The 25,223-nt window shown below is 64.8% G+C and carries 25 protein-coding genes; 15 read left to right on the forward strand and 10 right to left on the reverse strand.

Going from position 1 to position 25,223, the window contains the following annotated elements:
* Positions 1-73: 73 nt before the first annotated feature.
* Positions 74-550 (reverse strand): MarR family winged helix-turn-helix transcriptional regulator, encoded by a 477-nt coding sequence (locus tag IVA79_RS13900; protein ID WP_247553634.1) that lies wholly within the window; start codon positions 548-550, stop codon positions 74-76.
* A 97-nt stretch (positions 551-647) separates the two neighbouring features.
* On the opposite strand from IVA79_RS13900, the gene IVA79_RS13905 reads away from it, so the two are divergent.
* The 3 genes from IVA79_RS13905 (at position 648) to IVA79_RS13915 (ending at position 2,640) form a co-directional block, all read left to right on the forward strand.
* The gene (locus IVA79_RS13905) at positions 648-1,016 is read left to right on the forward strand and encodes an antibiotic biosynthesis monooxygenase family protein (protein ID WP_247553635.1); all 369 of its coding nucleotides are present in this window, start codon (positions 648-650) and stop codon (positions 1,014-1,016) included.
* A gap of 25 nt (positions 1,017-1,041) precedes the next feature.
* The gene (locus IVA79_RS13910; protein ID WP_247553636.1) at positions 1,042-1,515 is read left to right on the forward strand and encodes a hypothetical protein; all 474 of its coding nucleotides are present in this window, start codon (positions 1,042-1,044) and stop codon (positions 1,513-1,515) included.
* A gap of 156 nt (positions 1,516-1,671) precedes the next feature.
* On the forward strand, positions 1,672-2,640 hold the full coding sequence (locus tag IVA79_RS13915; protein ID WP_247553637.1) for a hypothetical protein: 969 nt from the start codon (positions 1,672-1,674) through the stop codon (positions 2,638-2,640).
* A 9-nt stretch (positions 2,641-2,649) separates the two neighbouring features.
* On the opposite strand, the gene IVA79_RS13920 is transcribed toward IVA79_RS13915, so the two are convergent.
* The 3 genes from IVA79_RS13920 to IVA79_RS13930 all read right to left on the reverse strand — a co-directional run bounded on the left by IVA79_RS13920 (position 2,650) and on the right by IVA79_RS13930 (position 5,259).
* Positions 2,650-3,135: a hypothetical protein gene (locus IVA79_RS13920; RefSeq protein ID WP_247553638.1), complete on the reverse strand. Its 486-nt coding sequence runs from the start codon at positions 3,133-3,135 to the stop codon at positions 2,650-2,652.
* Between the two features lie 165 nt (positions 3,136-3,300).
* Positions 3,301-3,753 carry a DNA polymerase III subunit chi gene (locus IVA79_RS13925; protein WP_247553639.1) on the reverse strand — a complete coding sequence of 151 codons (453 nt, stop codon included), beginning with the start codon at positions 3,751-3,753 and terminating at the stop codon, positions 3,301-3,303.
* Between the two features lie 6 nt (positions 3,754-3,759).
* Positions 3,760-5,259 carry a leucyl aminopeptidase gene (locus IVA79_RS13930; RefSeq protein ID WP_247553640.1) on the reverse strand — a complete coding sequence of 500 codons (1,500 nt, stop codon included), beginning with the start codon at positions 5,257-5,259 and terminating at the stop codon, positions 3,760-3,762.
* Positions 5,260-5,599: 340 nt separating this feature from the next.
* On the opposite strand from IVA79_RS13930, the gene lptF reads away from it, so the two are divergent.
* From lptF to IVA79_RS13970, 8 genes are all read left to right on the forward strand, one after another.
* Positions 5,600-6,766: an LPS export ABC transporter permease LptF gene (gene lptF, locus IVA79_RS13935; RefSeq protein WP_247553641.1), complete on the forward strand. Its 1,167-nt coding sequence runs from the start codon at positions 5,600-5,602 to the stop codon at positions 6,764-6,766.
* Positions 6,763-7,860: an LPS export ABC transporter permease LptG gene (gene lptG / locus IVA79_RS13940; protein ID WP_247553642.1), complete on the forward strand. Its 1,098-nt coding sequence runs from the start codon at positions 6,763-6,765 to the stop codon at positions 7,858-7,860. Before lptF ends, lptG begins: the two co-directional genes overlap by 4 nt.
* Positions 7,860-10,349: an LPS-assembly protein LptD gene (locus IVA79_RS13945; RefSeq protein ID WP_247553643.1), complete on the forward strand. Its 2,490-nt coding sequence runs from the start codon at positions 7,860-7,862 to the stop codon at positions 10,347-10,349. The genes lptG and IVA79_RS13945 overlap by 1 nt, the downstream gene beginning before the upstream one ends.
* A 69-nt stretch (positions 10,350-10,418) precedes the next feature.
* Entirely contained in the window at positions 10,419-11,354 is a 936-nt protein-coding gene (locus IVA79_RS13950) for a SurA N-terminal domain-containing protein (protein ID WP_247553644.1), read from the forward strand.
* Positions 11,354-12,373 (forward strand): 4-hydroxythreonine-4-phosphate dehydrogenase PdxA, encoded by a 1,020-nt coding sequence (gene pdxA / locus IVA79_RS13955; RefSeq protein WP_247553645.1) that lies wholly within the window; start codon positions 11,354-11,356, stop codon positions 12,371-12,373. Before IVA79_RS13950 ends, pdxA begins: the two co-directional genes overlap by 1 nt.
* Entirely contained in the window at positions 12,373-13,233 is an 861-nt protein-coding gene (rsmA, locus tag IVA79_RS13960) for a 16S rRNA (adenine(1518)-N(6)/adenine(1519)-N(6))-dimethyltransferase RsmA (protein WP_247553646.1), read from the forward strand. Before pdxA ends, rsmA begins: the two co-directional genes overlap by 1 nt.
* Before the next feature lie 16 nt (positions 13,234-13,249).
* The gene (locus IVA79_RS13965) at positions 13,250-14,308 is read left to right on the forward strand and encodes an alcohol dehydrogenase (RefSeq protein WP_247553647.1); all 1,059 of its coding nucleotides are present in this window, start codon (positions 13,250-13,252) and stop codon (positions 14,306-14,308) included.
* A 77-nt stretch (positions 14,309-14,385) separates the two neighbouring features.
* On the forward strand, positions 14,386-14,622 hold the full coding sequence (locus tag IVA79_RS13970) for a hypothetical protein (RefSeq protein ID WP_247553648.1): 237 nt from the start codon (positions 14,386-14,388) through the stop codon (positions 14,620-14,622).
* A gap of 3 nt (positions 14,623-14,625) precedes the next feature.
* On the opposite strand, the gene IVA79_RS13975 is transcribed toward IVA79_RS13970, so the two are convergent.
* The 3 genes from IVA79_RS13975 to IVA79_RS13985 form a co-directional block, all read right to left on the reverse strand.
* Positions 14,626-15,369, reverse strand: coding sequence for a Crp/Fnr family transcriptional regulator (locus IVA79_RS13975; protein ID WP_247553650.1), 744 nt, complete (start codon positions 15,367-15,369; stop codon positions 14,626-14,628).
* 281 nt (positions 15,370-15,650) lie between these two features.
* Entirely contained in the window at positions 15,651-15,875 is a 225-nt protein-coding gene (locus IVA79_RS13980) for a hypothetical protein (protein WP_247553651.1), read from the reverse strand.
* Between the two features lie 91 nt (positions 15,876-15,966).
* Complete coding sequence (locus tag IVA79_RS13985) at positions 15,967-16,581, reverse strand: cupin (RefSeq protein WP_247553652.1); 615 nt, start codon at positions 16,579-16,581, stop codon at positions 15,967-15,969.
* Positions 16,582-16,963: 382 nt separating this feature from the next.
* Here IVA79_RS13985 and IVA79_RS13990 point away from each other — a divergent pair, with 382 nt between their 5' ends.
* From IVA79_RS13990 to IVA79_RS14005, 4 genes are all read left to right on the forward strand, one after another.
* Entirely contained in the window at positions 16,964-17,842 is an 879-nt protein-coding gene (locus tag IVA79_RS13990) for an AraC family transcriptional regulator (RefSeq protein WP_247553653.1), read from the forward strand.
* Between the two features lie 1,235 nt (positions 17,843-19,077).
* On the forward strand, positions 19,078-20,418 hold the full coding sequence (locus IVA79_RS13995; RefSeq protein WP_247553654.1) for a caspase family protein: 1,341 nt from the start codon (positions 19,078-19,080) through the stop codon (positions 20,416-20,418).
* A gap of 27 nt (positions 20,419-20,445) precedes the next feature.
* Complete coding sequence (locus IVA79_RS14000; RefSeq protein WP_247553655.1) at positions 20,446-20,958, forward strand: hypothetical protein; 513 nt, start codon at positions 20,446-20,448, stop codon at positions 20,956-20,958.
* A gap of 151 nt (positions 20,959-21,109) precedes the next feature.
* Entirely contained in the window at positions 21,110-22,312 is a 1,203-nt protein-coding gene (locus IVA79_RS14005) for a hypothetical protein (protein ID WP_247553656.1), read from the forward strand.
* Here the strand turns inward: IVA79_RS14005 and gmk are convergent.
* The 3 genes from gmk to mltG all read right to left on the reverse strand — a co-directional run bounded on the left by gmk (position 22,245) and on the right by mltG (position 25,194).
* Positions 22,245-22,904: a guanylate kinase gene (gene gmk, locus IVA79_RS14010; protein WP_247553657.1), complete on the reverse strand. Its 660-nt coding sequence runs from the start codon at positions 22,902-22,904 to the stop codon at positions 22,245-22,247. The genes IVA79_RS14005 and gmk overlap by 68 nt on opposite strands.
* Positions 22,905-22,907: 3 nt before the next feature.
* The gene (locus tag IVA79_RS14015; protein WP_247553658.1) at positions 22,908-23,795 is read right to left on the reverse strand and encodes a YicC/YloC family endoribonuclease; all 888 of its coding nucleotides are present in this window, start codon (positions 23,793-23,795) and stop codon (positions 22,908-22,910) included.
* A gap of 115 nt (positions 23,796-23,910) precedes the next feature.
* A complete protein-coding gene (mltG, locus tag IVA79_RS14020; protein ID WP_247553659.1) occupies positions 23,911-25,194 on the reverse strand; it encodes an endolytic transglycosylase MltG in 1,284 nt (427 codons plus the stop codon).
* Between the last annotated feature and the right edge of the window lie 29 nt (positions 25,195-25,223).

A 25,223-nucleotide genomic window follows, 5' to 3' on the forward strand; every position in this document is an offset into this window, starting at 1 on the left:
CATCGGGAGTGTTGCGCGAGCTCTCACTGGCGCGATCCGTACAATTCGGACGGACGTCAGCCTCGTCCCCGAGCTACGCCCGATCTTCAATTTCGTCACTGCTCTCGAGCTTCTTGCGGAGCGCCGTGACGACGCGGTGAACGGTTTGCAGGTCCTTGACCGGAAGCCCCTCCGCAAGGCCGTTGACCCACGGCGCCTGCAAAGCCATGGCGGCATCGAAAGCGCGCCGCCCCTTGTCAGTCAGGACGACAAGCTGGGCCCGCCGGTGATGGGGATTGACCGCCAATGTCACAAGCCCTTCGGAATGAAGATCGTTGACGATCCGCTGCACGTTTTGGCGATTGGCACCGAGATCGCGGGCAAGCCAGGCCACTGGCTGCGGGCGCTCCGCGTTCACGATGGCGCCGAGGATTTGCCAGCGCGCGCTCGTGAGCCCGAGCCGCGTCACCAGGCGGTCCCCTGCAGTCAAGAGCAGGCTGTTCAGCCGGAACAAGTCGAGCATGAGGTTGGTCAGGGCATCACCGGGCGGTGTTCGCAGGGATTTCGGCATCCGTCACCATAAACTGTTATTGACATCATGATGTCAAATCGCTAGATCCGTATGGTACCATATTGACATCATAAGACCAAATTGAACGGAACCTGCCATGGCGCAGCTACGCCCACTGGACCCTAACTTTCCCATCGAACGTCAGCTTGGCATCGACACCAGCCCTGTGGTGCTGGTGAACGTGTTCACCCTCGAGGAGGCCGACGAACAAAGCTTCCTCCAGGTCTGGCAGGAGGATGCCGCCTTCATGAAGCGGCAGCCGGGCTTCATTGCCACTCAGCTTCACCGTGCGATCGGCGATAGCCCGACATATCTCAACTATGCCGTCTGGGAATCGACTGCCCACTTCCGGGCCGCATTCACGCACCCTGAGTTCAGATCGAAGATCTCAGCCTATCCCGCGTCCGCCGTCGCCTCTCCGCACCTGTTCGAGAAGGTCGCGGTGCCCGGCATCTGCGTCGCGTAGCTCGCTTCGAAAACGGCAGGTACCGATGACCAGGATCATCCACCCATTGGCGGGCACGGCCGCATTGACGATGATTGCGGCCTTCTGGCTTTCCACTGTTGTCACCGAGCTGTTTGCGTCACACGCGAGCGTCACCCTGGTCAAGACCGCCATCCCTTGGGGCTTCCTGCTGCTGGTTCCGGCGCTGGCGGTGACGGGGGGTTCAGGATTCTTCCTGGCAAGGGGACGACGCACTGGCCTGATCGGCGCGAAGATCAAGCGTATGCCGTTCATCGCCGGCAACGGCATCCTGGTTCTCATCCCCGCAGCCTTGTTTCTTGCCACGAAGGCAAACGCCGCGGAGTTCGACACCACGTTCTATGCAGTGCAGACTCTCGAATTGCTAGCCGGCGCGACGAACATCGTTCTTCTTGGCCTCAATATGCGTGACGGCTTCAAGATGAACGGCCGCTTCCGCGTTCGCCAATCTGATCGCCTCAACACCGAGCCGATGTTCTGAGCATCGCTCGAGAACCCGGCTTTCGATCGGATCTTCCCTCACGTCCTCGATCGCAAAACTCGAGCGCGACGCCTCCCGAACCGCGTCGCGCTTTTCCGCATCCTGCTCTAGGTTGGTCAGTTGTGAGATTCAAGACAACCTGGGCAACGAATCGACATGCGAATTCAGCGGCATTTGCACCTATTGGGAGCGGCCCTGCTTGCGGCGTTCGCCGCGACCATTGCCTTCGTCATCCCATCTCTCATGCAGATCCAAGAGTCGATCAACATCGTCGTCGTCACGCAAGCCCTGAACCTGACGATGACGACGTTCCTGGTCGCAACTGCCCACGCCGTGCTCTTCGGTCTTCCCCTCTTTGCTCTCGTCCGCCGTAAGCGATCGCACGTCGGAATTGCAGCCTCTGCTCTCGGAGGCTTCGCGGTCGGGGCAACGCCATTCGGAGTTCTGTTATTGCTGTCCATGATCGGTGGCGGCAACCCAACCTTTATCAATGACGCACCGCCCCCGTTTGGGTGGATTGAATATATCCAAACCGTGGGGCTGGCAGGTTCGCTGGGCTTTGTTGGCGGCCTCACCTTTGGAACTGCCATGCGGTTGTCCGGATCCGGCCGGCAATCGTGGAGTGTCGTGTCTGCCGCCGCCGTACTGTCGTGCGGCGTTTTCATCCTGCCGGTCATCGTAAGAGACAGGAGCTGCCACAATCTCTTCAGATACGGAACCAAGTCCGTCGCACCGCAAATTTACGCAAATTTGAAGGTGCCGCCCGAAGACTGGAGAAAACTCGAGCAGACGTTCGCTGACTTTGGTCACGTGCAAGCGCTGTCGATCCGGCGCGACGAACATACCCGGGACGGACGCATCATGTGGCGCAGCATGGACCTGTGTAACGATGTCGGACTCAGCATCAGCGTGGGCGACGAGCCATGGCTCGCTCGTCTACATCCGCCTCGTGCGGATGAAGGCATGACCCTCAGCATCTATTCGCTAAAGCCGGGCTGGGACTGGAAGCCGCTCGCCCGCCATCTGCTCAGCGAGATTGAGAAGATTTGGCCCGAGAAAACCACATTCCGGGGACCGAGCGGTCAGATTCTATCGTTCGAAGATGCAATGAAGGGACGGCCGTAGCCGCCTCGCTTACGCGTGCTTCTTCTTCGGCTTGGTCGCCCTCGGCACCGGCTGCGGATCGGGATTGCCCTCGATCGAGGACAGGCGGCCGGAGGTGAAGGTGTAGATGCCCGCGCGCGGGCCGGTGGCCCAAGTCACCACGGCGACGCGCCTGCCTGCGGCATCGTTGGAGAGATTGACGTTCGAGGGTGCGCCGATGCCGCGCACCACGTCGCATTCGGTGTGACCGAGCGCGACCGTGCCGCCCATCGGCGCCGGTGCCGTGCTCGACGCATTGGCATCGGCCGGCCCGGGAGGCGGTGTCATGCCGGGACAGGCGCCGTCGGCGCTGACGAGATCTTCAGCTCCGACCGGCTTGTCGGGGGTCAGCGGCGGCGACTCGATCGAGATGTTCTTGATGAAGAGACGGCCGGGCTTCTGGAACCATTCGGCGTCCTTCGACAACAGGTCGGTCCCGCCCGAACAGCCCGCGACCAGCGGTGCTACGGCAGCCAACGCAACTATGAGCGACTTGGGAAGCTTTTGATGTCGCACGATAAACCAAATTCCCCGCGTGAAGGACCAGCCCTAAGCAATTGTCCCAACATCACTTTGCGGCACGAAGGTGACCAAAGCCAGCATGCCGCCGAAAGTGCAAATTATCATTAATGGCGATCGGCGCTAATTCCGACGCTGCCACCGGCCCCGCTCGTCGGCCTGCCAATAGGTGACATCAAATCCCCGCGCCTTGCAATCCGTCCAGGTGCTGCGGGCGAGCGCGAGCGCGTCCGGATCGTCGCCGTTGAACAGCAGCACCATGCGCGCATAGTCCTGCGCGTCCTGCGGGAGGGCGGCGTTGTCGACCAGGAAGCGGACATGGGCGCCGTTGGGATTGCCCTCCTCGATCGCCAACACGATCGGCTGATCGGCGGCATCGCTCACGCGCCATGTCGCGTGCGGCAGGAAGGAATCGTCGCGATAGGTCCATAAGTGCGCGTCGAGCGCATCGGCGCGCTCTTCCGCGGTCGACTGCACCACGACGCGCCAGCCGCGCTCGAGCGATTTCTCGAGAAGCGGCGGCAACACGTTCTCCACCGTCATGTTTTGCAGATGATAGAACAGGACTTCAGTCATCTCGGATCATTTGCGCTCGTAATGGTCGGCGACCAGACGGTCGAGCAGGCGGACACCATAGCCGCTGCCCCAACTCTGGTTGATGTCGGTCTTCGGCGCGCCCATGGCGGTGCCGGCGATGTCGAGATGAGCCCAGGGCGTACCGTCGACGAAACGCTGCAGGAACTGCGCCGCGGTGATCGAGCCGCCATGACGGCCGCCGGTGTTCTTCATGTCGGCGAACTGGGAATCGATCAGCTTGTCGTATTCGGGGCCGAGCGGCATGCGCCAGACCTTGTCCCCGGTCTCCACGCCGGCCGCCAGCAGGCGTTCGGCAAGCTCGTCATTGTTGGAGAACATGCCGGCATGCTCGGTGCCGAGCGCGACCACGATCGCGCCGGTCAGCGTCGCCAGATCCACCATGAATTTCGGCTTCACCTTCTTGGCGACGTACCAGAGCACGTCGGCCAGCACGAGGCGGCCTTCCGCATCGGTGTTGATGATCTCGATGGTCTGGCCCGACATCGAGGTGACGATGTCGCCCGGCCGCTGCGCATTGCCGTCGGGCATGTTCTCGACGAGGCCGATGGCGCCGACCACATTGGCCTTGGCCTTGCGTGCCGCCAGCGCATGCATCAGGCCGACGACGCAGGCAGCTCCCCCCATGTCGCCCTTCATGTCCTCCATGCTGCCGGCCGGCTTGATCGAGATGCCGCCGGTGTCGAAGCAGACGCCCTTGCCGATGAAGCTGACCGGCGCCTCGCCTTTCTTGCCGCCGTCCCAGCGCATGATCACGGTACGGCTCGGCCGTGCCGAGCCCTGGCCGACGCCGAGCAGCGCGCCCATGCCGAGCTTCTGCATCGCCTTGACGTCGAGCACCTCGACCTTGACGCCGAGCTTGCGGAGCTGACTGGCGCGGCGCGCGAATTCTTCCGGGAAGAGCACGTTCGGCGGCTCGTTGACGAGGTCGCGCGCAATGACCACGCCGTCGACGACGTGGCCGGCCGCGGTAAACGCCTTTTTCGCGGCACCGGCATCGCCGACCGCCAGCGAGATGTCGGCGCGCGAACCGCCCTCCTCGCCGTCCTTCTTCTTCGTCTTGTAGCGGTCGAACTTGTAGCCGCGTAAGCGCAGGCCCGAGGCGATCGCAACCGCCTGCTCGCTCGTCATGGCGCCATCGGGCAGCTCCGCCATGATGGTCATGGTGGCAGTCCCGGCGGGAAGCTTGCTCGCCGCCACACCGCCGAATTTGAGGAAATCGTTCGCCTTCAGGCCGGCTGCCTTGCCGGCGCCGATCACGAGCAGACGGGTGGCTTTCACCCCTTGCGGCGCCAGGATGTCCAGCGCGACCCCGCTTTTACCCCTGAAGGCGGCGGCGGAGGCCGCGCGCTTCACGAGTTCGACAGCGCCGCCCAGCGCCTTGGCGGTCGCCGGACCGACCTTCAGACTGTCGTCGCAGAACACGACCAGGATGCCACGGGCGGCTGACGACAATGGGACGAAGCCGACCTTGATGGCATCGGACATGGGTAACTCCTTCAAAAATCTTGGTCTTTCCGTCATTCACGGTCTGAGGCCGCGGCCGCACCTGAACGACGATTCACTGGGGCTTCCCGCACTATGGGCCAGCGGCCCGCCGGATGCCAAGCACCCCCGTGGCCGGCAGGCCACAACGAGCGAAATATTAACCATATATTGAGGGTGCCACGGGGCAGCCATTTTGTTGACAGATCAAAGGGATGGTAGTGAGAGAGTGAGCTGGCGGAACAGGCGCTGGCCAACCTTGGGGATCCCCCTGATCGGGGATTGGTTGGATAGCGGAATTCGGCCGACGTTTGGGGACTTGGTGGGATTCGTGCGGTAGCGCATGGGGTCGATCGATAGGTATATCTTCCGCACGACGCTGGCGTCGTTTGCGCTGGTCCTGGTCAGCCTCACCGGCGTGATCTGGATTACGCAGGCGTTGCGCGGCATCGACCTGATGACGAGCCAGGGTCAGACCATTCTCACCTTCCTCGGCATCACCAGCCTCGTCGTGCCGGCCCTGGTTCTGATCATCTCGCCGATCGCGCTGATGATCGCGATCTCGCACACGCTGAACAAGCTCGCGACCGATTCCGAGATCATCGTGATGAATGCCGCCGGCTTCTCGCCGTTCCGGCTGTTCTTTCCGTTCTTCTACGCCACCTGCGTTGTGGCGCTGCTGGTCGCCTTCATCGCGGCCTATCTCGCCCCCGACGGCATGCGGCGGATCAAGCAGTGGGATGCCGAGATCACCGCGGATGTGCTCACCAACATCCTGCAGCCCGGCCGCTTCGCCCGGCTCGACGAGAACCTCACGATCCGGATTCGCGAACGCCAGCCCGGCGGCATCCTTGCCGGCATCTTCATCGACGACCGCCGCGACCCGAACGAGCGCGTCTCGATCGTCGCCGAACGCGGCGAGGTCGTGAAGAACGACACCGGCTCGTTCCTGGTGCTGGAGACCGGCAATCTGCAGCGCTTCGAGGCGGGCAAGCGCGATCCGGCGCTGGTGGCTTTCGGCCGCTACGGCTTCGACATGTCGAAATTCTCCAAGGGCCGCGACGTCACCCTGGGCATTCGCGAGCGCTATCTCTGGGAGCTGTTGGCCCCGTCCGAGAACGATCCCGTCTACAAGCAGATTCCCGGACAGTTCCGCTCGGCCCTGCATGACAGCCTGCTCGCGCCGATCTATCCCTTCGCCTTCGCGGTGCTGACCTTCGCGTTCCTCGGGGCGCCGCGCACCACCCGCCAGAGCCGTAACTTCTCGATCGGCGCATCGATCATCGCCGTGTTCGGCCTGCGCATGGCGGGCTTTGCCTGCTCGGTAATGGCGGTGAAATCGCCGGGCCCGGTGCTGCTGCAATACGCCATGGTTTTCAGCGCCATCGGCGTCGGGCTATGGATGATCATCGGCGGCATCGTAGTCGAGGCGCCCCCTGGCCTGATGGACGCCATCAACAGGTCGAACGCGCGCATCGCGCGGCTGTTCGGACGTCTGGCCAGCGCATGAGCATGCTCACCAACACGCTCGGGCGCTATTTCGCCGGCCGCTTCGTGGTCGCCGCCCTCGGCGTGTTCGCGAGCATTTTCCTGCTGCTGGTGCTGGTCGACTACATCGAGATGGTGCGCAAGACCTCGGGGCTGGCATCCGCCTCGGCGCTCATGGTGGCCGAGACCTCGCTGTTCCGGGTGCCGCAGCTTCTGGAGAAGCTGACGCCGTTCTGCATGCTGATCGGCGCCATGACCTGCTATCTCGCCCTCTCCCGCCGGCTCGAGCTCGTGGTGGCGCGCGCCGCCGGCATCTCCGCATGGCAGTTCATCTCGCCGGCGCTCGGCAGCGCGCTCCTGATCGGGGTGATCGCCACCGTCGCTTACAATCCGATGTCGGCCAATTTGCGCGAAGCTTCCAAGCGCATGGAGGCCGAGCTGTTCGGCTCGGCGCCCGGCGGCGGCATTCAGGACGCCTCCGGCTTCTGGCTCAACCAGGTGACCAGCGACGGCCAGACCATCATCAATGCGGCGCGCAGCGAGCAGCAGGGTGTCCGGCTCACGGGGCTCACGCTGTTCCGGTTCGATCCCGATCAGCACTTCAAGGAGCGGGTCGAGGCGCGCGAGGCGACGCTCGAGACCGGCCGCTGGCTGTTCAAGGGGGTCCGCCGCTTCTCGTTGGACTCCCCGCCGGTCGACCAGGCTAGCCTGGAGATTCCGACCACCCTAACCGAGGCGCAGGTCCGCAACAGCTTTTCCACCCCCGAGACTGTGTCCTTTTGGCAACTACCGAGCTACATCCGCTCATCCGAGAGCTCAGGCTTCGCGACAGCCGGATACCGACTCCAGTATCAGAAGCTTCTGGCGCAGCCGTTTTTGCTGGCTGCAATGGTGATGCTCGCGGCCTCCGTGTCGTTGCGCTTCTTCCGGATGGGCGGCGTGCAAAAGATGGTTTTGAGTGGCGTGGGCGCAGGCTTTCTGCTCTACGTTCTGTCGAAAGTGACTGAAGACTTGAGCAAGGCTGAGTTGATGCATCCGATCGCTGCGGCGTGGTTGCCTGCGGTGGTGGGCGGCCTCACCGGCTTTTTGGCCTTGTTGTACCAGGAGGACGGTTAGTGACTGCCGTCCATCGCGGACTCGTGTCTGGTTTGACGCGGCGCACCGTAGTGCGCGCGAGCGGGCGCGGCTTGTCCGTCCGCAGGCTGTTGCTGGCCGTCGCCGCCGTGGCCTCGCTCGGCGGGCTGATCGAAGTCGCCGCCGTGGCCCCCGCCTCCGCCCAGAGCTTCACCTACAATCCGCTGCCGCCGCGTCCGAAGCCGCCCAAGGCGCCCAACGACAACCAGATGCTGGTGCAGGCGACCGAGGTCGACTACGACTACAACAATTCGCGCGTCTCGGCGGTCGGTAACGTCCAGCTGTTCTACAACGGCACCAGCGTCGAAGCCGACAGGGTCATCTACGACCAGAAGACCAAGCGGCTGCATGCCGAAGGCAACATCCGCATGACGGATGCCGACGGCAAGATCACCTATGCCGAGATCATGGATCTCTCCGACGATTACCGCGACGGTTTCGTCGATTCGCTGCGCGTGGACACCGCCGACCAGACCCGCATGGCCGCGAGCCGCGCCGACCGCTCCAGCGGCAATTACACGGTGTTCGAGAACGGCGTCTACACGGCCTGCGCGCCATGTAAGGACGATCCGAAGAAGCCGCCGCTATGGCAGGTCAAGGGTGCGCGCATCATCCACGACCAGCAGGAGAAGATGCTGTATTTCGAGACGGCACAGGTCGAGTTCTTCGGCGTGCCGCTCGCCTACATGCCCTATTTCTCGACGCCCGACCCGACCGTGAAGCGCAAGAGCGGCTTCCTGATGCCGAGCTATGTTTCCGGCACAACAAACACGGGCTATGGCGTCGAGGTTCCCTATTATTGGGCGATCGCGCCCGACATGGACGCAACCATCAACCCGCGCTTCTTGTCGCGACAAGGCGTGCTGCTGCAGGGTGAATTCCGTCAGCGCCTGATCGACGGCGCCTACCAGATCCGCGCCTATGGCATCGACCAGCTCGATCCCGGCGCCTTTGCCGGGCAGCCCGGCGACCGCCAGTTCCGCGGCGCCGTCGACACCAAGGGTCAGTTCGCGCTGAACGACAAATGGGTCTGGGGTTGGGACGGCGTCCTGATGTCCGACTATTATTTCTTCTCGGACTACCGCCTCTATCAGTACCGCGATCCGCTCGGCTCGTTCCTGCTGCTGCCGACGGAAGCGCTGTCGCAGCTCTATCTGACCGGCGTTGGCAACCGTAGCTTCTTCGACGCGCGCACGATGTACTGGCTGAGCTACTCGGGTAACCAGAGCCAGGTGCCGATCGTCTATCCGGTGATCGACTATTCCAACGTGCTCAACTATCCGGTCTTCGGCGGCGAGTTCAGCTACAAGACCAATTTCGTGAACATGTCGCGTGACGAGGCGGTGTTCGATCCGATCACCACGATCGCCAACACCAACGGCCTGTGCACAACGGCGTCGGCCGATCCGCTGGCCCGCATGCCCTCGCAGTGCCTGCTGCGCGGCTTCCCCGGCACCTATACCCGCCTCTCGGCCGAAGCGCAGTGGCGCAAGTCGTTCACCGATCCGTTCGGCCAGATCTGGACGCCGTTCGCCAGCCTGCGCGCCGACGCCATCAACTCCTCGGTCTCCAACCAGCCGGGCGTGTCGAACTATCTTCCCGTCGGCGACACCCAGGCGCTCCGCCTGATGCCAACCGTGGGCCTGGAATACCGTTATCCCTTCATCAACGTTCAGCCCTGGGGCTCGACCACCGTCGAGCCGATCGCGCAGATCATCATCCGGCCGAACGAGACCTATGCCGGCAGGCTCCCGAACGAGGACGCCCAGAGCATGGTGTTCGACGCCTCGAACCTGTTCAACGTCGACAAATTCTCCGGCTACGACCGCGTCGAGGGCGGCGGCCGCGCCAATGTCGGCGTGCAGTCCACCACGCAGTTCGACAAGGGCGGCGCTGTCAAGGTGCTGTTCGGCCAGTCCTACCAGCTGTTCGGCATGAATTCCTTCGCGGTCCACGACGCTATCAATACCGGCCTCGATTCCGGCCTGGACAAGCCGCGCTCCGATTATGTCGCGAGCGCCAGCTACTCGCCCAACAGCACCTACACGTTCAGTGTCCGCTCCCGCATGGATGAGGAGACCTGGAACGTCCAGCGCTTCGAGGCGGAAGGCCGCGCCAATTTCAATCGCTGGTCGGTCGCCGTGCTGTACGGCAATTACGCGCCGCAGCCGGAACTCGGCTATCTGACCCGCCGCGAGGGCATCCTGACCTCGGGCTCGATCAAGATCGCAACCAACTGGGTGGTGTCGGGTTCGGCGCGGTGGGACCTCGAGGCCAACAAGATCAACCAATATGTGCTCGGCGCCGGCTACGTCGACGATTGCTTCGTGCTGGCGGCGAACTATGTAACTTCGTATAGCTATTCTGCGGGCACCGCGCCGCCCGTGCTGAGCCATGCGTTCATGTTCCAGATCGGCCTGCGCACGCTGGCGACCTCGTCGACGAGCAGCAGTTCCGCCGGCCTCCAGTGAACGGTTTGAAGTGCCGGCCGCGCTTGCCCCCATCACAGGCTCGACGCGGCTGACATGCGAGCGACAATCATGACGATCCCATTGCCCGTCTTCCGCCTCCTGCTCGCCATCAGTGCCGGGCTGATCCTGACCGGACTGCCCTCGCCGTCGCGCGCGCAGAACATCGTCGTCATGGTCAACGGCGATCCGATCACCGATTTCGACATCGACCAGCGCTCCAAGCTCGACCAGCTGACGACGCAGAAGACCCCGAGCCGGCAGGATGTCATCAACGAGCTGATCGACGACAAGGTGAAGCTCAAGGAAGGCAAGAAATACGGGGTCGATCCCGGCGTCTCCGACATCAACCAGTCCTACGAGGGCACGGCGCAGCGCATGCGCATCACGCCGGATCAGCTCACCAAGTCGCTCGAATCCAAAGGTATCCGCCCCGAAACGCTGAAGAGCCGCATGAAGTCCGAGATGGTCTGGGGCAGCCTGGTGCGCGGCCGCTTCAAGGAGAAGCTGCTCGTCGGCGAGCGCGACGTCGCGCAAGCCGTGCAGGCCCAGACCGGCGACAAACTTCAGGTCGAAGGCACCGAGTACAAGATGCAGCCGATCGTGCTGATCGTGCCGCGCGGCTCGTCGGCGGCGTTCCTCGATACCCGCAAGAAGGAAGCCGAGAGCTACCGCTCCCGCGTCGGAAGCTGCGAGGAAGCCAATTCGCTGTTCCGCTCGACGCCGAACGCCACCATCCGCGACAGCGTCACCAAGACCACCGCGGAACTGCCTGAGGCGCTGCGCAAGGTGCTCGATGATACGCCGATCGGCCATTTGACCGCCCCCGAGCTGACCAAGAACGGCATCGAGATGGTGGTGCTGTGCTCGCGCAAGCCGACCATGATCGACACGCCGAAGAAGCGCGAGGTGCGCGAGAAGATGTATCAGGAGAAGTACGAGAAGACCCAGAAGGCCTATCTCGACGAGCTCCGCAAGGCGGCGATGATCGAATATCGCAACCGCTGATGGCCGTTTCCGCAGCAAAGCCCCTTCCCCTTGCCCTGACCCTGGGAGAGCCAGCCGGCATCGGCCCCGACATCACGATCGCAGCCTGGCTGCGGCGCCGTGAGCTGAACCTGCCCGCCTTCTACCTGCTCGGCGACGAGGCGCTGATCGCCCGACGCGCCAAAGCGCTGGGCGCCGATATCAGGGTCGCGGCCGTGAGCCCCGGCGAAGCCGATTCCGCTTTCGCTGACGCCCTCCCTGTGGTTGCCACCGGCGAGCGCGCGACCGCCGAACCCGGCAAGCCCGACGCATCGAGCGCACCGGCCGCGCTCGCCTCGATCCGGCAGGCGGTCACGGACGTCCGCGAGGGCCGCGCCAGGGCCGTCGTCACCAACCCGATCGCCAAGAGCGTGCTCTACCGCGCAGGCTTCCGCCATCCCGGCCACACCGAATTCCTCGCCGAGCTTGCAGCAAAGGACGGCCGCGTGCCGCAGCCGGTGATGATGCTGTGGTCGCCGCAGCTCGCCGTGGTGCCCGTCACCATCCACGTCTCGATGCGCGATGCGCTGGCAGAGCTCAACAGCGAGCTGATCGTCTCGACCGTTCGCATCGTCGCGGCCGAGCTGGCATCCCGCTTCGGCATCGACAGGCCGCGCATCGCGGTCTCCGGCCTCAATCCGCATGCCGGCGAGGACGGCTCGCTCGGCCACGAGGAGCAGACGGTGATCGCGCCGGCGTTGAAAACGCTGCGGAGCGAAGGGATCGAGGCCAGAGGCCCGCTGCCCGCCGACACCATGTTCCACGAGGCCGCGCGTGCTACCTACGATTGCGCCGTCTGCATGTATCACGACCAGGCGCTGATCCCGATCAAGACCGTCGCCTTCGACGACGCGGTCAACGTCACGCTCGGCCTGCCCTTCATCCGCACCTCGCCCGATCATGGCACCGCCTTCGACATCGCCGGCACCGGCAAGGCCAATCCCGCCAGCCTGATCGCAGCGCTTCAGCTTGCGAGCCGCATGGCGGCTACGATCACCTGATGGGCGCGATCGACGACCTCCCGCCGCTGCGCGAGGTCATTCGCCAGCACGCGCTGTCGGCGCGCAAATCGCTCGGCCAGAACTTTCTGCTCGACCTCAATCTCACCGCGCGCATCGCGCGCGCGGCCGCGCCGCTGGACGACTCCACCATCGTCGAGATCGGCCCGGGCCCGGGCGGGCTGACGCGCGCGCTGCTCGCGCTCGGCGCCAAGCGCGTCATCGCCATCGAGCATGACGAGCGCGCGATCCCGGCGCTACAAGATATCTCCGCGCGCTATCCTGACAGGCTCGAGATCGTGCATGGCGATGCCATGACCTTCGATCCGCGTCCGCTGCTCGATGGCGAACGCGCGAAAATCGTAGCCAACCTGCCCTACAACATCGCGACCCAGCTCTTGATCAACTGGCTCACCAGCGAGCCCTGGCCGCCCTGGTACGAGATGATGGTGTTGATGTTCCAGCGCGAGGTCGGCGAGCGCATCGTCGCGCGCGAGGACGAGGAGGCCTATGGCCGGCTCGGCGTGCTCGCCAACTGGCGCTGCGAGACCAAGATCCTGTTCGACATTGCGCCGTCCGCCTTCGTGCCGCCGCCGAAGGTCACCTCCTCCGTCGTGCGCCTCAAACCGCGCCCAGAGCCTTTGCCTTGCGATCGCAAGCTGCTCGAGCAGGTCGCAGCTAGCGCTTTCGGTCAGCGTCGAAAAATGCTGCGGCAAAGTTTGAAGTCGCTCGGCGTCGATCCGGCGCGGCTTGCACAAGCCGCCGGTGTCGAAGCGACGCGGCGCGCCGAGACCATTCCCATTTCCGGCTTTGTTGCCATGGCCTGTGAATTGGCCAATATACGGGGCGAAGCAGAGCGATAATTTCGGAGGAAGAAATATGGCGCTGATGCGCAGGCAGTCCCTGGTCAAGTTCGACGCGCCCTTGTGCGAGACCATCGTCGACACGCCGAAGCCGCAAGGACGTGAGGTGCTGGTGCGCATCGAGCGCTGCGGCCTCTGCCACTCCGACCTCCACATCCAGGACGGCTATGCCGATCTCGGCGGCGGCAAGAAGCTCGACACCACGCGCGGCATGACGCTGCCCTTCACGCTCGGCCATGAGATCGCCGGCGTGGTCGACGAGGTCGGCCCGGACGTCGCCGCCGGTCTGGTCGGCACCAAGAAAGCCGTCTTCCCCTGGATCGGCTGCGGCCAGTGCCGCGACTGCGCCAATGGCGACGAGAACCTCTGCGTCAAGCAGCGCTTCCTCGGCGTCTCCATCGACGGCGGCTTCGCCACCCACGTGCTGGTGCCCGACGCCAAATATCTGCTCGACTACGATCCCCTGCCCGTCAACCAGGCCGCGACCTTGATGTGCTCGGGCGTGACCGCCTATGGCGCGCTCAAGCGCCTGGTCGACCGTCCGCGCCAGCGCAACCTGCTGCTGATCGGCCTCGGCGGCGTCGGCATGATGGGCCTGTCGTTCGCGCAGGCGATGTTCAAGCAGCCGATCACGGTCGCCGACCTCTCACCGGCCGCGCGCGACACCGCGCTGAAGAACGGCGCCGCGCTCGCCTATGACCCGTCCGAGCCCGACGTGATCAAGCGCATCCTGAAGGAGACCGAAGGCGGCTTCGACGAGATCGTCGATTTCGCCGGCAACGAGAAGTCGATGGCCTTTGCGGTCGCCGTCGCCGCGCGCGGCGGCAAGATCGTGGTCTCCGGCCTGATGGGCGGGCAGTTCACGCTGCCGATGGTACAGTGGGTCTACAAGCGCATGACCATCGAGGGTTTCATGGTCGGAACGCTGGCTGAGGCCCACGAGCTGATGGCGCTGGCGCGCGCCGGCAAGATCAAGCCGACGCCGATGCGCGAGGAGCCGATGGGCGACGTCCAGAAATGGATCGACGAGCTTCGTGCCGGCAAGGTCGTCGGCCGCATCGTGCTGAAGAACTGACCGATCGCGCGCGGCGGGCCCGGCGCAAGTCGCGCCCGCCGCACGGAACGCCTTCCGCCCCGCTGCGTTGGCAGCGCATGACCATTCGTTGCACCGTCGAAAGCGCATTCTTCATCGCCTGGAGCTGCCTGGAGCAGAGCGGCGAGCTCGGCCCGCCCGACGAGAGCGCCAACATCATTCTCGACGCGATCGAAGCCCAGCTCAGGACCGGCGAACGCCGGCAGCTGATGCTCGCCAACAAGGCGATCGACGCCTACCGCGCGCATGCCGCGCAACGCCGATTCTCGGAGGACCGCGAAGCCCGCTTCGGGTGATGATCATCGCCGCCCCTCGGGCGACGACTGCCGTTTCTGGTGCAGATAGGCCGGGCTGAAATCGCCGAGCCGCTGCAGATCGCGCCATCTCAGCACGATCAGCTCGCCCTCGCGCAGATCCATGGCTCCGCTGCGCCTGAGCTCGGCCAGTGTCCGGTTCACCGTCGCGATCGCCATGCCCAGCGTCTCGCCGAGCTGCGCCAGGCTGATCGGCATGCGGCAGCGATTGCCGCGGACGAGCTGCGCGGCGCGGGCGCGGTAGAACAGCTCGCAGAACAAATGTGCCATGCGCGCCTGCATCGGCCGGGCGCTGTTGTTGGTGATGGCCTCGCGAAAGATCGCGGCATCGAGCAGCGTCTCGCGCCAGACCGCCAGCCCGAAGCTTGGCCGCCGCCGGAACGCGATGAACAATTCGCGATGCGGGATGAAGGCGACCGAGGCCGGCCCCAGCGCGCTCAATCCGTGGTCCATCTGGTCGATGAACAGGCCCTGCGCATCCGGCAGGTCGCCGGTGAGATGGAACGCGAGATATTGCCGTCCGCCGCCGCCGAGCAGATGGTAGCGCGCCACCATACCCGAGACGACCAGCACCGAATGTTTGGGTTCGTCGCCCTGACGGATGAAATCCTGATTGGGCTCCAAATCGCGCAGCGTGAAGGTGAGCGCCCGGATCTCCGCAAGATCCTCCTCGGCGAGCGCGGTGTGCTCGCTCAGGTTCCGGATCAGCACCTCGTGGGCTTTGTCCATGGGGCTGCCAAAAGTGGCGCCGGTACGATCAAATGATACGTCCGGCTTGGGTTCAGCGAACTAGAACGCGGGCCGGAAGCACAGGTTGCTAACCGGTTTTGCGACCGTACCGTCCACGTCAATCGCACCATCCAGGAATCGAGGCATCGTCGATTGGTCGCTTGGGAGAGGCAGCGAGATCGAGCTGCCGCCATCCGACGAGCTGTGCATGCGTGCGGATTTCACGCCGGACGATCTGACGTGAGTGCGGTGGACAGAAAGGTCGCGGCGCGCCGGATCAGCTACTTCTTCTTGTCGCCTGTCCTGCGTTGTCCGGACACGCCTTTTGTTTCAGGCTGGTTTGCCCGATTGGCATTCATGCCCGTGGTGTCCATCGTCCCTCGCTCCGTGGCACCGTTGGTATTTTCGGGCCTTTCCATGCCGGTCTGCGGAGCCGGCCCCGTATTCTGGGCAATGACCGGACCGGACAGGGCTGCAAATGCGACCGCGGCAATGAGCGCTTTCATGGGCATCTCCCTTGTCTGATGACAAGACGTGGCCGCAGGCGGGTTGTTCCCGGTGTTCCGCCCTCGCGCGCGGCTGCAGCGAAGCATTGCTTCACGATCGCGACCGCACCGTCCGCCATGATTTGAGCAGCGGGCCGCCGGGTCCGACCACCGGATCCGTCTTCGGCTTGCGGGCCTTGGCGATACGCTTGACGGCGTCGGGACGCTCTCGCGTATCGGTGCACTGGTCATAAGTCCCGTTCTGCGGGTACGCGCCGACCACGAGAAAGTCCCGGCTGGACTCGATGAGGCGGTGTCCCGTGCCTGCGGGAAGGACCAGAACATCGCCGGCCTTCACGCTCAGGATCCGCCCCTTGATCCCGCCGCACTCGATTCTGGCTGTGCCGCGTGCCACGCCCATCACTTCATGAACCTGCGAATGATAATGAACGAAGTCGTACACGGTGTCGCGCCACGACCGCCCCCAGCCATTCGTATCGAACAGCGTGTCGATGATGACATCAGGAGGAAAACGCCGGTTCTTCAGGTTCACCGCGCCGCGATAGAGCAGCACTGGAAATTTCGGATTGTTCGGAACGATGCCATCGTCGCGAAAATGCAGGGCTGCCGGTCTACGGGCCCGCACCAGCGCACGCAAAGTTGCCGCATCGGGATGGCGCTCCACCAGCTTCTTGGCGAAATTCTTGACCTGATCCTTGATCGGCATGGCGTCTCCTCAGCCAAGATTCAACGACCGCAGAGGCGAGAAGTTTCCAGGGATGGACGCAGGGCCATCGCATATGGCAGCGATCTCGCCCGTGGCCATCCTTCGAGACGCCCGCCTTTGGCGGGCCCTCAGGATGAGGACCGAGTGCGCGGCACTCGTTTCAACGAGCACTCATGCTGCTCAGCCTCATCCTGAGGAGACCGCGAAGCGGTCGTCTCGAAGGACGAGGCGCGCGCTCAGCTCGTGAAAAATGCCATATGCGATACCCCACCCCCGAACGGACCTTGGCGACGCTCTGCGCCCCGTGGCAAAACCGCAAGATCGGTCGAGCACGTGATGTCCGCGTGCGCTTTAGCTGGTGCTGCCACGGGGAATGAAAACGATGACGGCGGCGCTTCAAAACTACCATGCCCGGATGCAGCGGGTGCTGGATCACATCGACCGGCATCTGGACGACGATCTGGACCTGGATAGGCTGAGCAGTGTTGCCGCCTTCTCGAAATTTCATTTCCACCGGCAGTTTGCGGCGGCCTTCGGGCTGTCGGTGCATCGCTATATCCAGCTGGCCCGTATGAAGCGCGCTTCCTATCGGCTGGCTTACGTCGACGCTCAAAGCATCACGGAGATCGCGATGGATGCCGGCTACGATGCACCGGACGCCTTCGCCCGCGCCTTTCGGCAACGGTTCGGGCAATCGCCGTCGTCATTCCGGAAATCTCCCGACTGGGAGCCGTGGCTTGCGGCCTTCGGGCCTCTCGACAACGCGAGGAGCAAGCTCATGAAGATTTTTACCGCTGACGACGTGACGATACGCGATGTGCCCACCACAAAGGTGGCAATCATGGAGCATCGGGGCGACCCGGCGACGCTCGGCGCCACCATCCAGCGGTTCATCGCGTGGCGCAAGGGCGCCGGCCTGCACCCCAGGACAAATCCGACGTTCAATGTCTGGCGTCCCGGGCGGAATCCTGCGTCTACTGCCGATTACAGCACAGATCTATGTGTCGGGACCGACCAGCCGATCGAGGCGAACGGCGAAGAAATCAAGGCCGGCGAGATCCCCGGCGGACGCTGCGCCGTGCTGCGAATCGTCGGCTACACCGACAATCTCGAGCCCGCTGCGCTCTACCTTTATCGCGACTGGCTTCCCACCAGCGGCGAGGAAGCACGCGACTTCCCGATCTACTGCCAGCGGCTGAGCTTCTTCCCGGAAGTGCCGGAGCATGAGACAGTCGCGGAGCTGTTCTTGCCGCTGAAATGAACTCCCTGCGTCATTCCGCAGGGATCGCATATGGCTTCTTCACGAGCTGAGCGCGCGCCTCGTCCTTCGAGACGACCGCGTCGCGGTCTCCTCAGGATGAGGCTAAGCATCCAGGAGTCCATCCGGCCGCATACGCACAATGGATTCCGAGTTCGCGCTGACGCGCGCCCGGAATGACGAGCGGGATTATGGCTGCCCGCGCGAGGCGTCGGGCAAAACAGGCGGACACCCCGTCAAGCCCTCCTCGCAAAAATATTCCGCTTTCCCGAATTTCGGATTTGTGGCATATAGCCACCATCCCGGCCCTTGCCAAAGGGGCGCTTCGCGATCGTCACGAGATGCGGGCCGGGGTGCGGTGGACGCGGTAGCGCCGGCGCGATTTGCGTGAGGACAGGGCGGGCAACCGTGAGTCCCGGCGCGACGCGCATACGACACGGCGCGGTCACAGCGGTCTCGTTGATGCCTTGGGGGCGAGCACACGCAAGCCTCCAGGCAGTTCGGCGGGATCGTCCGCGGACGGAGAAGTCGTGTGGTCCTGACGCCCGGGGTTCTGGCGTCAAGTCTCAGCGGTGATGCAGCGGCCAACCGGCACGCGCATCGATCATCCGCAAGGCGACGGGGGCAATAGTGCATCGCTCCCCGGGGAGAGCACGAAGGACACCGTTAAAACCATCCGCGCAGGGAAGGCCGGGCGACCGGCATCACCTGTGATCCAACCCGTGTGCGTTTTTCGATGCACGCGGACCGCGGGTGCCGCCGGCGCCCGGCCTTCCCTGCGCCCTTTGGTCTTCATCGGGTGCAAACGACAGCAAGCCTCGGGCGAAACGCGCCGCGAGATTGCGAAGGCGCGTCTGCGAGTCGAGCTGAAAGTTGGCGGATTCCGACGATCCACCTTGCTCCGTCATTGCGAGGAGCCCTTGCGACGAAGCAATCCAGGCTGCTTCCGCGGAGAGATTCCTGGATTGCTTCGCTACGCTCGCAATGACGTGGAGGGAGAATGACTCGATCTCCTCTCGTGCCCCGAATGCAGCGCAGCGCCCTCTTGGCGGTGCGCTGCAGAGCCGGGGCCCATGCCTCAACGGAGTCCGGAGCGCTGGGTCCCGACTGCGCAGCAGCGTAAAAACGCTGCTGCGCGTCCGGGACACGCGCATGAGCTACGCCGCTCCCTCCTCTCACACCGCTTTTCGCCCGGCTGCCGAACTGTTAGACTGGCGTCATTGTTTTGGGGAATTTTGATGCGCGCGAGGATTTTCAATCGCGTTTTGGGGCTGGCGGCGCTGGCCCTGCTCGTCGTCGTTGCGGAGCCGGCGGCGGCCGAGAAGCGCATCGCGCTCGTGGTCGGCAACTCCGCCTACAAGAACATCACGCCGCTCGACAATCCGTCGAAGGATGCGAGCCTGATGGCGGAGACGCTCAGTGCGCTCGGCTTCACACTGGTCGGCGGACGCGCCCAGCTCGACCTCGACAAGGGCGCAATGGACGTCGCGGTGCAGAGCTTTGGCCGGCAGGTCCAGGGCGCCGACGTCGCGCTGTTCTATTATGCCGGCCACGGCGTGCAGGTCGCTGGCTCCAACTATCTCGTGCCTGTGAGCGCCAATCCGACGCGCGAGGCCGACGTCGACTTCCAGATGACCGACGTCAATCTCGTGCTGCGCCAGATGCAGGGCTCCGGCACCCGCCTCAACCTCGTCATCCTCGATGCCTGCCGCAACAACCCGTTCGGCTCACGCGGCCTTCGTTCCTCCGACGGCGGCCTTGCGCAGATGCGCGCGCCCGAGGGCACGCTAATCTCCTATGCGACCCAGCCCGGCAATGTCGCGCAAGACGGCAGCGACGGTCACAGCCCTTATACCAAGGCGCTGGCGACGACGATCCGAACTGCGGGCCTCGACGTGTTCCAGACCTTCAACCAGGTCGGTCTCGCCGTGAAGCGCGCCACCGCGGGCGCGCAGCAGCCCTGGGTGTCGTCTTCGCCGATCGACGGCACATTCTATTTCGTGCCGCCGACGCAAACCGCCCCGCCTCAGATCGCGGCGATGCAGCCCGATCCCCTGCCGGCGGAGCGTCTGCGCGCCGATCCCGACCGCGTCCCCTTGCGCGATGCGGCGCTGCTCAGCGAGCTCAGCGAACGGCTCTACGAGCTCAATTTCGACCCTGACACTCCCGACGGCCTGACGCGCGCCATCACGAAGCTGCAGCAGCGGATCGCGATGGCGCCGAATGGGGAAGCGACCGAAGGCCTGCTGCTGCGGATGCGCAAGATGGAAGATCTCAAGCCCTGGGGCTCGATCGTCTACGGGCCTGACAGCAGCAAATGGGGCATCTCGTGGAACCACGCCTCGCGGCGCGCCGCGGTGGCGGATGCGCGCGGCAATTGCGCCGGCGCCAAATGCTCGATCGAGCTCTCGTTCTACGGCCGAAGCTGCGGCGCTTTCGCGATCTCGGACAAGTCCTGGTCGCTGGTCCAGCGCGAGGGCGTGCAGCGCGCCAGGGACGCCGCGCTTGACGAATGCGGCAAGGCTGGCAAAGCTTGCCGCATTATTGGATCCGTCTGTGCGGACGGCTCCGGCCGCTGATGCCTTTTTGATTTTGGGTGCTTGCTCATGCCCATTGCCGTCGTCCGTCCGACAGCCCTCGCTTTCCTTCTCACGGCCGCTCTGGCCTCGCCTGCCGCCTTCGCGCAATCCGGCAGCGCCGGGGGCTCGATCGGCAATGACGAGAAGTCGCTGTCCGGCTCGCGCCAGGATCGTTCCTCCGACCGCTCGACCGAACCCGCACCCTCGGCGCGCCGAAGCAAGCCGGCGGCTGAAGAATCGCGCTCGTCGTCGCGGCGAAGCGGCGGCGGAGGTGGCGGCGGTGGCTTTGACGGCGCCTGGGCGGTCACCAGCATCGGCTGCGGCGGCTCTACGAGCGGCGCGGTCGTGGTCTCCTCGGGCAAGGTCATCGGCCAGGGCGTCACTGGCACCGTCAGCTCGAGCGGCGCCGTCAGCACTTTCGGTCACGGCGACGGCGGCGTGACCTTCACCAGTTCGGGACGTCTCGGCGCTCGCAGCGGTTCCGGAACCTGGCGCCGCTCCGACGGCTGCGGCGGAACCTGGAGTTCCGCGAAACAGTAACGCCGGAAGATCCCCGATTTCGCCGCGGAACGAACGCCCCGCAGGCCCGATTCAAGCCACATCCTCTCCGGATTTGCGGCTCATTGCCACCCAAGTCTTTGATGACAAAGGGGTGGTTAAGAGTTGCGTCATGCGTAACCGGGAGACCAGGATGGGCAACCGCACCGCAAAATTCGTATCCGCGCTGGTCGGCAGCATCATCGCTGGCCTGCCACTGGCCGCCGTGTCGCAGAACGCGCCGGACACATCGAGCACGGCCAATGCGGCCGCCGACTGTCTCGCCTCGCCGAAAGGCGCCGCTCCGCAGGGGCAGCATTGGTACTATCGCGTCGAACGCACGACCAAGCGACAGTGCTGGTATCTGCGCGCCGCCGGCGCCAAAGCCTCCCAAACCGCGCAGGCGACGACCGATGCACAAGATACTGATTCAACGGCGCCGCAATCCCTGCAGAATGCGCGAGCCCAATACGTTGCCCCGCAAGGTGTCGCGCCGGGTGCGCCGAACATGACCGCGCCTGCGCCGGCCGCAGCGAGTACGCCACCAGTCGCGCAACAGCCGGCGGCCACCAACAACGACACCGCGCAGCCTGCCGTCGCGACGCGCTGGCCCGATGCTGCCATGCCGACCGCCTCCCCCGCACCACAGCCGCAGCCTGCTCCCGTCGCAGCCGCCGCGCCACCGAGCGCCAAGCCGGCAAAGCCTGCGCCGGCGACCCCCGCCGCGGCCGACAGCGCCGACAAACCGACTGGCTCGGTCCAAATGCTGCTGCTCGTGATCGGTGGCGCGCTGGCGCTCGCCGGCATCCTCGCCAGCCTGATCTACCGCTTCGCCGGCGGACGCGGACGCGTCCAGGCCGCCGACCGCCGCGGGCATTGGAACGATTGGACGCCGCAGGACCACGACGGAAGCCGCGCGCCCTGGCTCGGTGCGACGGCGGCCGACTCGCCGCGCGCACAGCTGCGTCCGGTCGACTTCGATGAAGCTCCTCGACAAGCGACCAAGCGAGTGACGAAGCTTGCCGCGATCGGCCGCGAGATCGAGCAGATCGACGCGCGGAAGACGCGCGCCGCAGCGCCCAACGAGACCAGACGCGACGAGGTCGAGATCAAGATGTTCGACCGGGAATTCCAAATCGAGGCTGCTGCTCCCAAGCTCGCCGCCAGCGAGAGCGGCGAGGATCGCGATCACGCGCCTGCAGACCGCGACCGGGAGGATGCGGTCGACGTCGATGTCATCACGACGATGCTAGAACAGCTCGCGAAGCAAGGCCCACGCCTCTCGCGGCCTAACCTTGAAGCTGAGCTTGCAAACTTCGAACGAAGCCTGCGAGGCCGATCCGCCGTTCGCGCTTGAGGCGTTCGGCCTTCAGGATCGACTGCACCTCGGCGAAGGCCTCGTCGACCTCGTGGTTGATCACGATGTAATCGTACTCCGCCCAGTGGCTCATCTCGTGGCTGGCGCGGCTCATCCGCTTGCGGATCACCTCGTCTGAATCCTGCGCGCGTGAGTGCAGGCGCGTTTCGAGATCGGCCGCCGAGGGCGGCAGGATGAAGACACGAACCACATCAACGCTTGCTTTCTCATGCAGTTGCTGTGTGCCCTGCCAGTCGATGTCGAACAGCACATCCTGTCCGACTGAGAGTGCCGCCTCCACCGGAGCACGTGGGGTCCCGTAGAGATTGTCGAACACGGTCGCCCATTCGAGCAATTCGGCGTGCTCCACCATGGTCTCGAACCTGGGCTTGCTGACAAAGAAATAATCGCGCCCCTCGACCTCACCCGGTCGCATCGGACGCGTGGTCGCCGACACCGACATTTTGAGGCCGGGCTCCCGTTCGAGCAACATCCGCGACAGCGTCGTCTTGCCCGCGCCCGAGGGCGAGGACAACACGAACATCAATCCGCGCCGCTCGACACCGTCAGTTCCGTGGCCGCCCGTCGTCATCGATCACTCCAGATTCTGGACTTGCTCGCGGAACTGCTCGACCACGTTTTTCATGGCCAGCCCCGTATTGGTCAGCTCGATGTCGTTCGATTTCGAGCAGCAGGTGTTGACCTCGCGGTGAAATTCCTGCGCCAGGAAGTCGAGCTTGCGGCCGATCGGACCGCCCTTGCCGATCAGCTCGCGCGCCTGCGCGATATGGGAGGCGATGCGGTCGAGCTCCTCGCGGATGTCGGCCTTGGTGGCGATCAGGATCGCCTCCTGCATCAGGCGGTCGGAATCGAAGCGGTCGGAGGTGTCCAGCAGCGCGGCGATCTGCTCAGTGAGCCTGGCCTTGATCGCCTCCGGCTTGCGGCCGGGCGCGGCTTCCGCTTTCTTCGCCAGCTGCTCGACCTCGTCCACCCGCTGGGTCAGGATCTGCCCCAGCGACGTGCCCTCGCGCTTGCGCATCGCGACGAGCTCGTCGAGGGCCTTGTCGAAGGCCTCGGCGGCCGCGGCACGCGCCGCCTTGTCCTCGTCCTCATCGCCCTCAGGCTCGGCGACCTCGACGACGCCCTTGATGGCGAGCAGGCCGTCGATGCTCGGGGCCACCGCGTCGACCTTGCCGGCGATCACGGCGGCAGCTTTCAGGACGGCGTTGAGCACGTCCTCGTTGACGCGAACCGTGGCGGCGGCGTTGGCGCGCTTGACAGTGAGATTGGCGTAGACGGTGCCGCGCGAGAGCAGCTCGCCGGCGCGTTTCTTGGCGTGGGCCTCGAGCTCGTCGAACCCCTGCGGCAGCCGCACCCTGAGGTCAAAGCCCTTGGCGTTGACCGACTTCAATTCCCATTCGAACGTGTACGGCCCGCTTGCGCCGTGGCTTCGAGCAAAGCCGGTCATGGACGACAGCGCCATCAGGTCAATTTCTCCGGAAACATGGGATTCGCGAGGCATCAAGCCACGCGAATCTTAAGACTATTTTGCAGGAAAGTGGAATCCGCAAAGTCCCGCAGGCAGGTCTGCAACGCGCCTAGCGCTGTACCACCGGCGGCGAGGGTTGCACCGCGCCCTGCCGCGCCGGCGCTGGATTGGTTGGATTGGCAGGCCGTGTCGGTTGCTTTTTCTGCTGGTTGGGCCGTGCCGGCGGCGTGGTCGCCGTCGGCGTGTCGGCGGCGCCGGGCGCGGTGGCGGCGGGCGGCGGCGCATCCTCGGCCGGCTCCACCGTGTCGTTCTGGATCTGCTTTTCCATCGCACGCAGCTTGGCCACGTTCTTCTGATGCGCGTCGTAGGTCTCGGTAAAAGCATGCCCGCCGCTGCCGTCGGCAACGAAATAGAGGTCGCGGGTGCGGGCCGGGTTGGCGGTGGCCTCCAGCGAGGCGCGGCCGGGATTGGAGATCGGGCCCGGCGGCAGGCCCTCGATCACATAGGTATTGTACGGCGACGGCTGCGTGATCTCGCTGCGCTTGATCGGCCGGCCCAACGTGCCCTTACCGCCGACGAGGCCGTAGATGATGGTCGGATCGGACTGCAGCTTGATGCGCTGCTTGAGGCGGTTGACGAACACCGCGGCGACACGGCTGCGCTCGTCCGGCTTGCCGGTCTCCTTTTCCACGATGGACGCGAGCGTCACCAGCTGCTCCGGCGTCTTGACCGGGATGTCCTGATTGCGGCGCTCCCAGATCTCGGCGAGCACGCGCTTGTGCGCCTGCTGCATGCGCTGGACCACCTGCTCGCGCGGGGTGCCGCGCGGGAATTTGTAGGTCTCCGGCAGCAGCGTGCCCTCGCGCGGCAGCTCGCGCACACTGCCGGTGAAGATGTCGTTGTCGGACAGACGCGCCACGATCTGCTCGGAGGTCAGGCCCTCCGGAATCGTGACCGCATGCTGCACCACCTTGCCCTCGACGATGGTGGCGATGACGTCGCGCAAGGACGCGTTCTTCTGGAACGAATATTCACCGGGCTTGAGGTCCGAGCTCGCCTTCAGCGCGGCGACGCTGGCGATGAACACCCACGGATTGATGTCGGTGACGCCTTCCCGGTTCAGCGTCTCGGCGATGTCGCGTTTGCCGGCGCGCTGCGGGATGTTGACGATCTTGTCGTCCCTCAGTGGTCCGGGCGCCTCCAGCACCTGCCGGCCGTAATAATACACACCGCCGGCGCCGAGCATGGCGATCAGCAGAAGGGTGATGATGGCGTTGCCGACGACCACGAACGGATTGCGCGCACGCTCCGATCGCTTCGGCGGCGGCGGGAGTTGCTCGGGCTCGAGCGCTGCCCGCGGACTCCGGGGCGAAATGGGCGGCCTTTCACTCATCGAAACAACCTGAATCCTGCCGGTTCAAT

The sequence above is a fragment of the Bradyrhizobium sp. 138 genome (genome assembly GCF_023074075.1).
Lineage (GTDB): Bacteria > Pseudomonadota > Alphaproteobacteria > Rhizobiales > Xanthobacteraceae > Bradyrhizobium.

Excerpts from the sequence above, each read along its gene's own strand:
- rsmA (WP_247553646.1), top strand. The coding sequence starts at position 12,373 with ATGGGCGCGATCGACGACCTCCCGCCGCTGCGCGAGGTCATTCGCCAG.
- IVA79_RS13930 (WP_247553640.1), bottom strand. The coding sequence starts at position 5,259 with ATGTCCGATGCCATCAAGGTCGGCTTCGTCCCATTGTCGTCAGCCGCC.
- IVA79_RS13970 (WP_247553648.1), top strand. The coding sequence starts at position 14,386 with ATGACCATTCGTTGCACCGTCGAAAGCGCATTCTTCATCGCCTGGAGC.
- gmk (WP_247553657.1), bottom strand. The coding sequence starts at position 22,904 with ATGACGACGGGCGGCCACGGAACTGACGGTGTCGAGCGGCGCGGATTG.
- IVA79_RS13905 (WP_247553635.1), top strand. The coding sequence starts at position 648 with ATGGCGCAGCTACGCCCACTGGACCCTAACTTTCCCATCGAACGTCAG.
- IVA79_RS13980 (WP_247553651.1), bottom strand. The coding sequence starts at position 15,875 with ATGAAAGCGCTCATTGCCGCGGTCGCATTTGCAGCCCTGTCCGGTCCG.
- IVA79_RS13975 (WP_247553650.1), bottom strand. The coding sequence starts at position 15,369 with ATGGACAAAGCCCACGAGGTGCTGATCCGGAACCTGAGCGAGCACACC.
- IVA79_RS14005 (WP_247553656.1), top strand. The coding sequence starts at position 21,110 with ATGGGCAACCGCACCGCAAAATTCGTATCCGCGCTGGTCGGCAGCATC.
- lptG (WP_247553642.1), top strand. The coding sequence starts at position 6,763 with ATGAGCATGCTCACCAACACGCTCGGGCGCTATTTCGCCGGCCGCTTC.
- pdxA (WP_247553645.1), top strand. The coding sequence starts at position 11,354 with ATGGCCGTTTCCGCAGCAAAGCCCCTTCCCCTTGCCCTGACCCTGGGA.
- IVA79_RS14015 (WP_247553658.1), bottom strand. The coding sequence starts at position 23,795 with ATGGCGCTGTCGTCCATGACCGGCTTTGCTCGAAGCCACGGCGCAAGC.
- IVA79_RS13900 (WP_247553634.1), bottom strand. The coding sequence starts at position 550 with ATGCCGAAATCCCTGCGAACACCGCCCGGTGATGCCCTGACCAACCTC.
- IVA79_RS13950 (WP_247553644.1), top strand. The coding sequence starts at position 10,419 with ATGACGATCCCATTGCCCGTCTTCCGCCTCCTGCTCGCCATCAGTGCC.
- mltG (WP_247553659.1), bottom strand. The coding sequence starts at position 25,194 with ATGAGTGAAAGGCCGCCCATTTCGCCCCGGAGTCCGCGGGCAGCGCTC.
- IVA79_RS13995 (WP_247553654.1), top strand. The coding sequence starts at position 19,078 with ATGCGCGCGAGGATTTTCAATCGCGTTTTGGGGCTGGCGGCGCTGGCC.
- IVA79_RS13985 (WP_247553652.1), bottom strand. The coding sequence starts at position 16,581 with ATGCCGATCAAGGATCAGGTCAAGAATTTCGCCAAGAAGCTGGTGGAG.
- IVA79_RS13990 (WP_247553653.1), top strand. The coding sequence starts at position 16,964 with ATGACGGCGGCGCTTCAAAACTACCATGCCCGGATGCAGCGGGTGCTG.
- IVA79_RS14000 (WP_247553655.1), top strand. The coding sequence starts at position 20,446 with ATGCCCATTGCCGTCGTCCGTCCGACAGCCCTCGCTTTCCTTCTCACG.
- IVA79_RS13915 (WP_247553637.1), top strand. The coding sequence starts at position 1,672 with ATGCGAATTCAGCGGCATTTGCACCTATTGGGAGCGGCCCTGCTTGCG.
- lptF (WP_247553641.1), top strand. The coding sequence starts at position 5,600 with ATGGGGTCGATCGATAGGTATATCTTCCGCACGACGCTGGCGTCGTTT.
- IVA79_RS13925 (WP_247553639.1), bottom strand. The coding sequence starts at position 3,753 with ATGACTGAAGTCCTGTTCTATCATCTGCAAAACATGACGGTGGAGAAC.
- IVA79_RS13965 (WP_247553647.1), top strand. The coding sequence starts at position 13,250 with ATGGCGCTGATGCGCAGGCAGTCCCTGGTCAAGTTCGACGCGCCCTTG.
- IVA79_RS13910 (WP_247553636.1), top strand. The coding sequence starts at position 1,042 with ATGACCAGGATCATCCACCCATTGGCGGGCACGGCCGCATTGACGATG.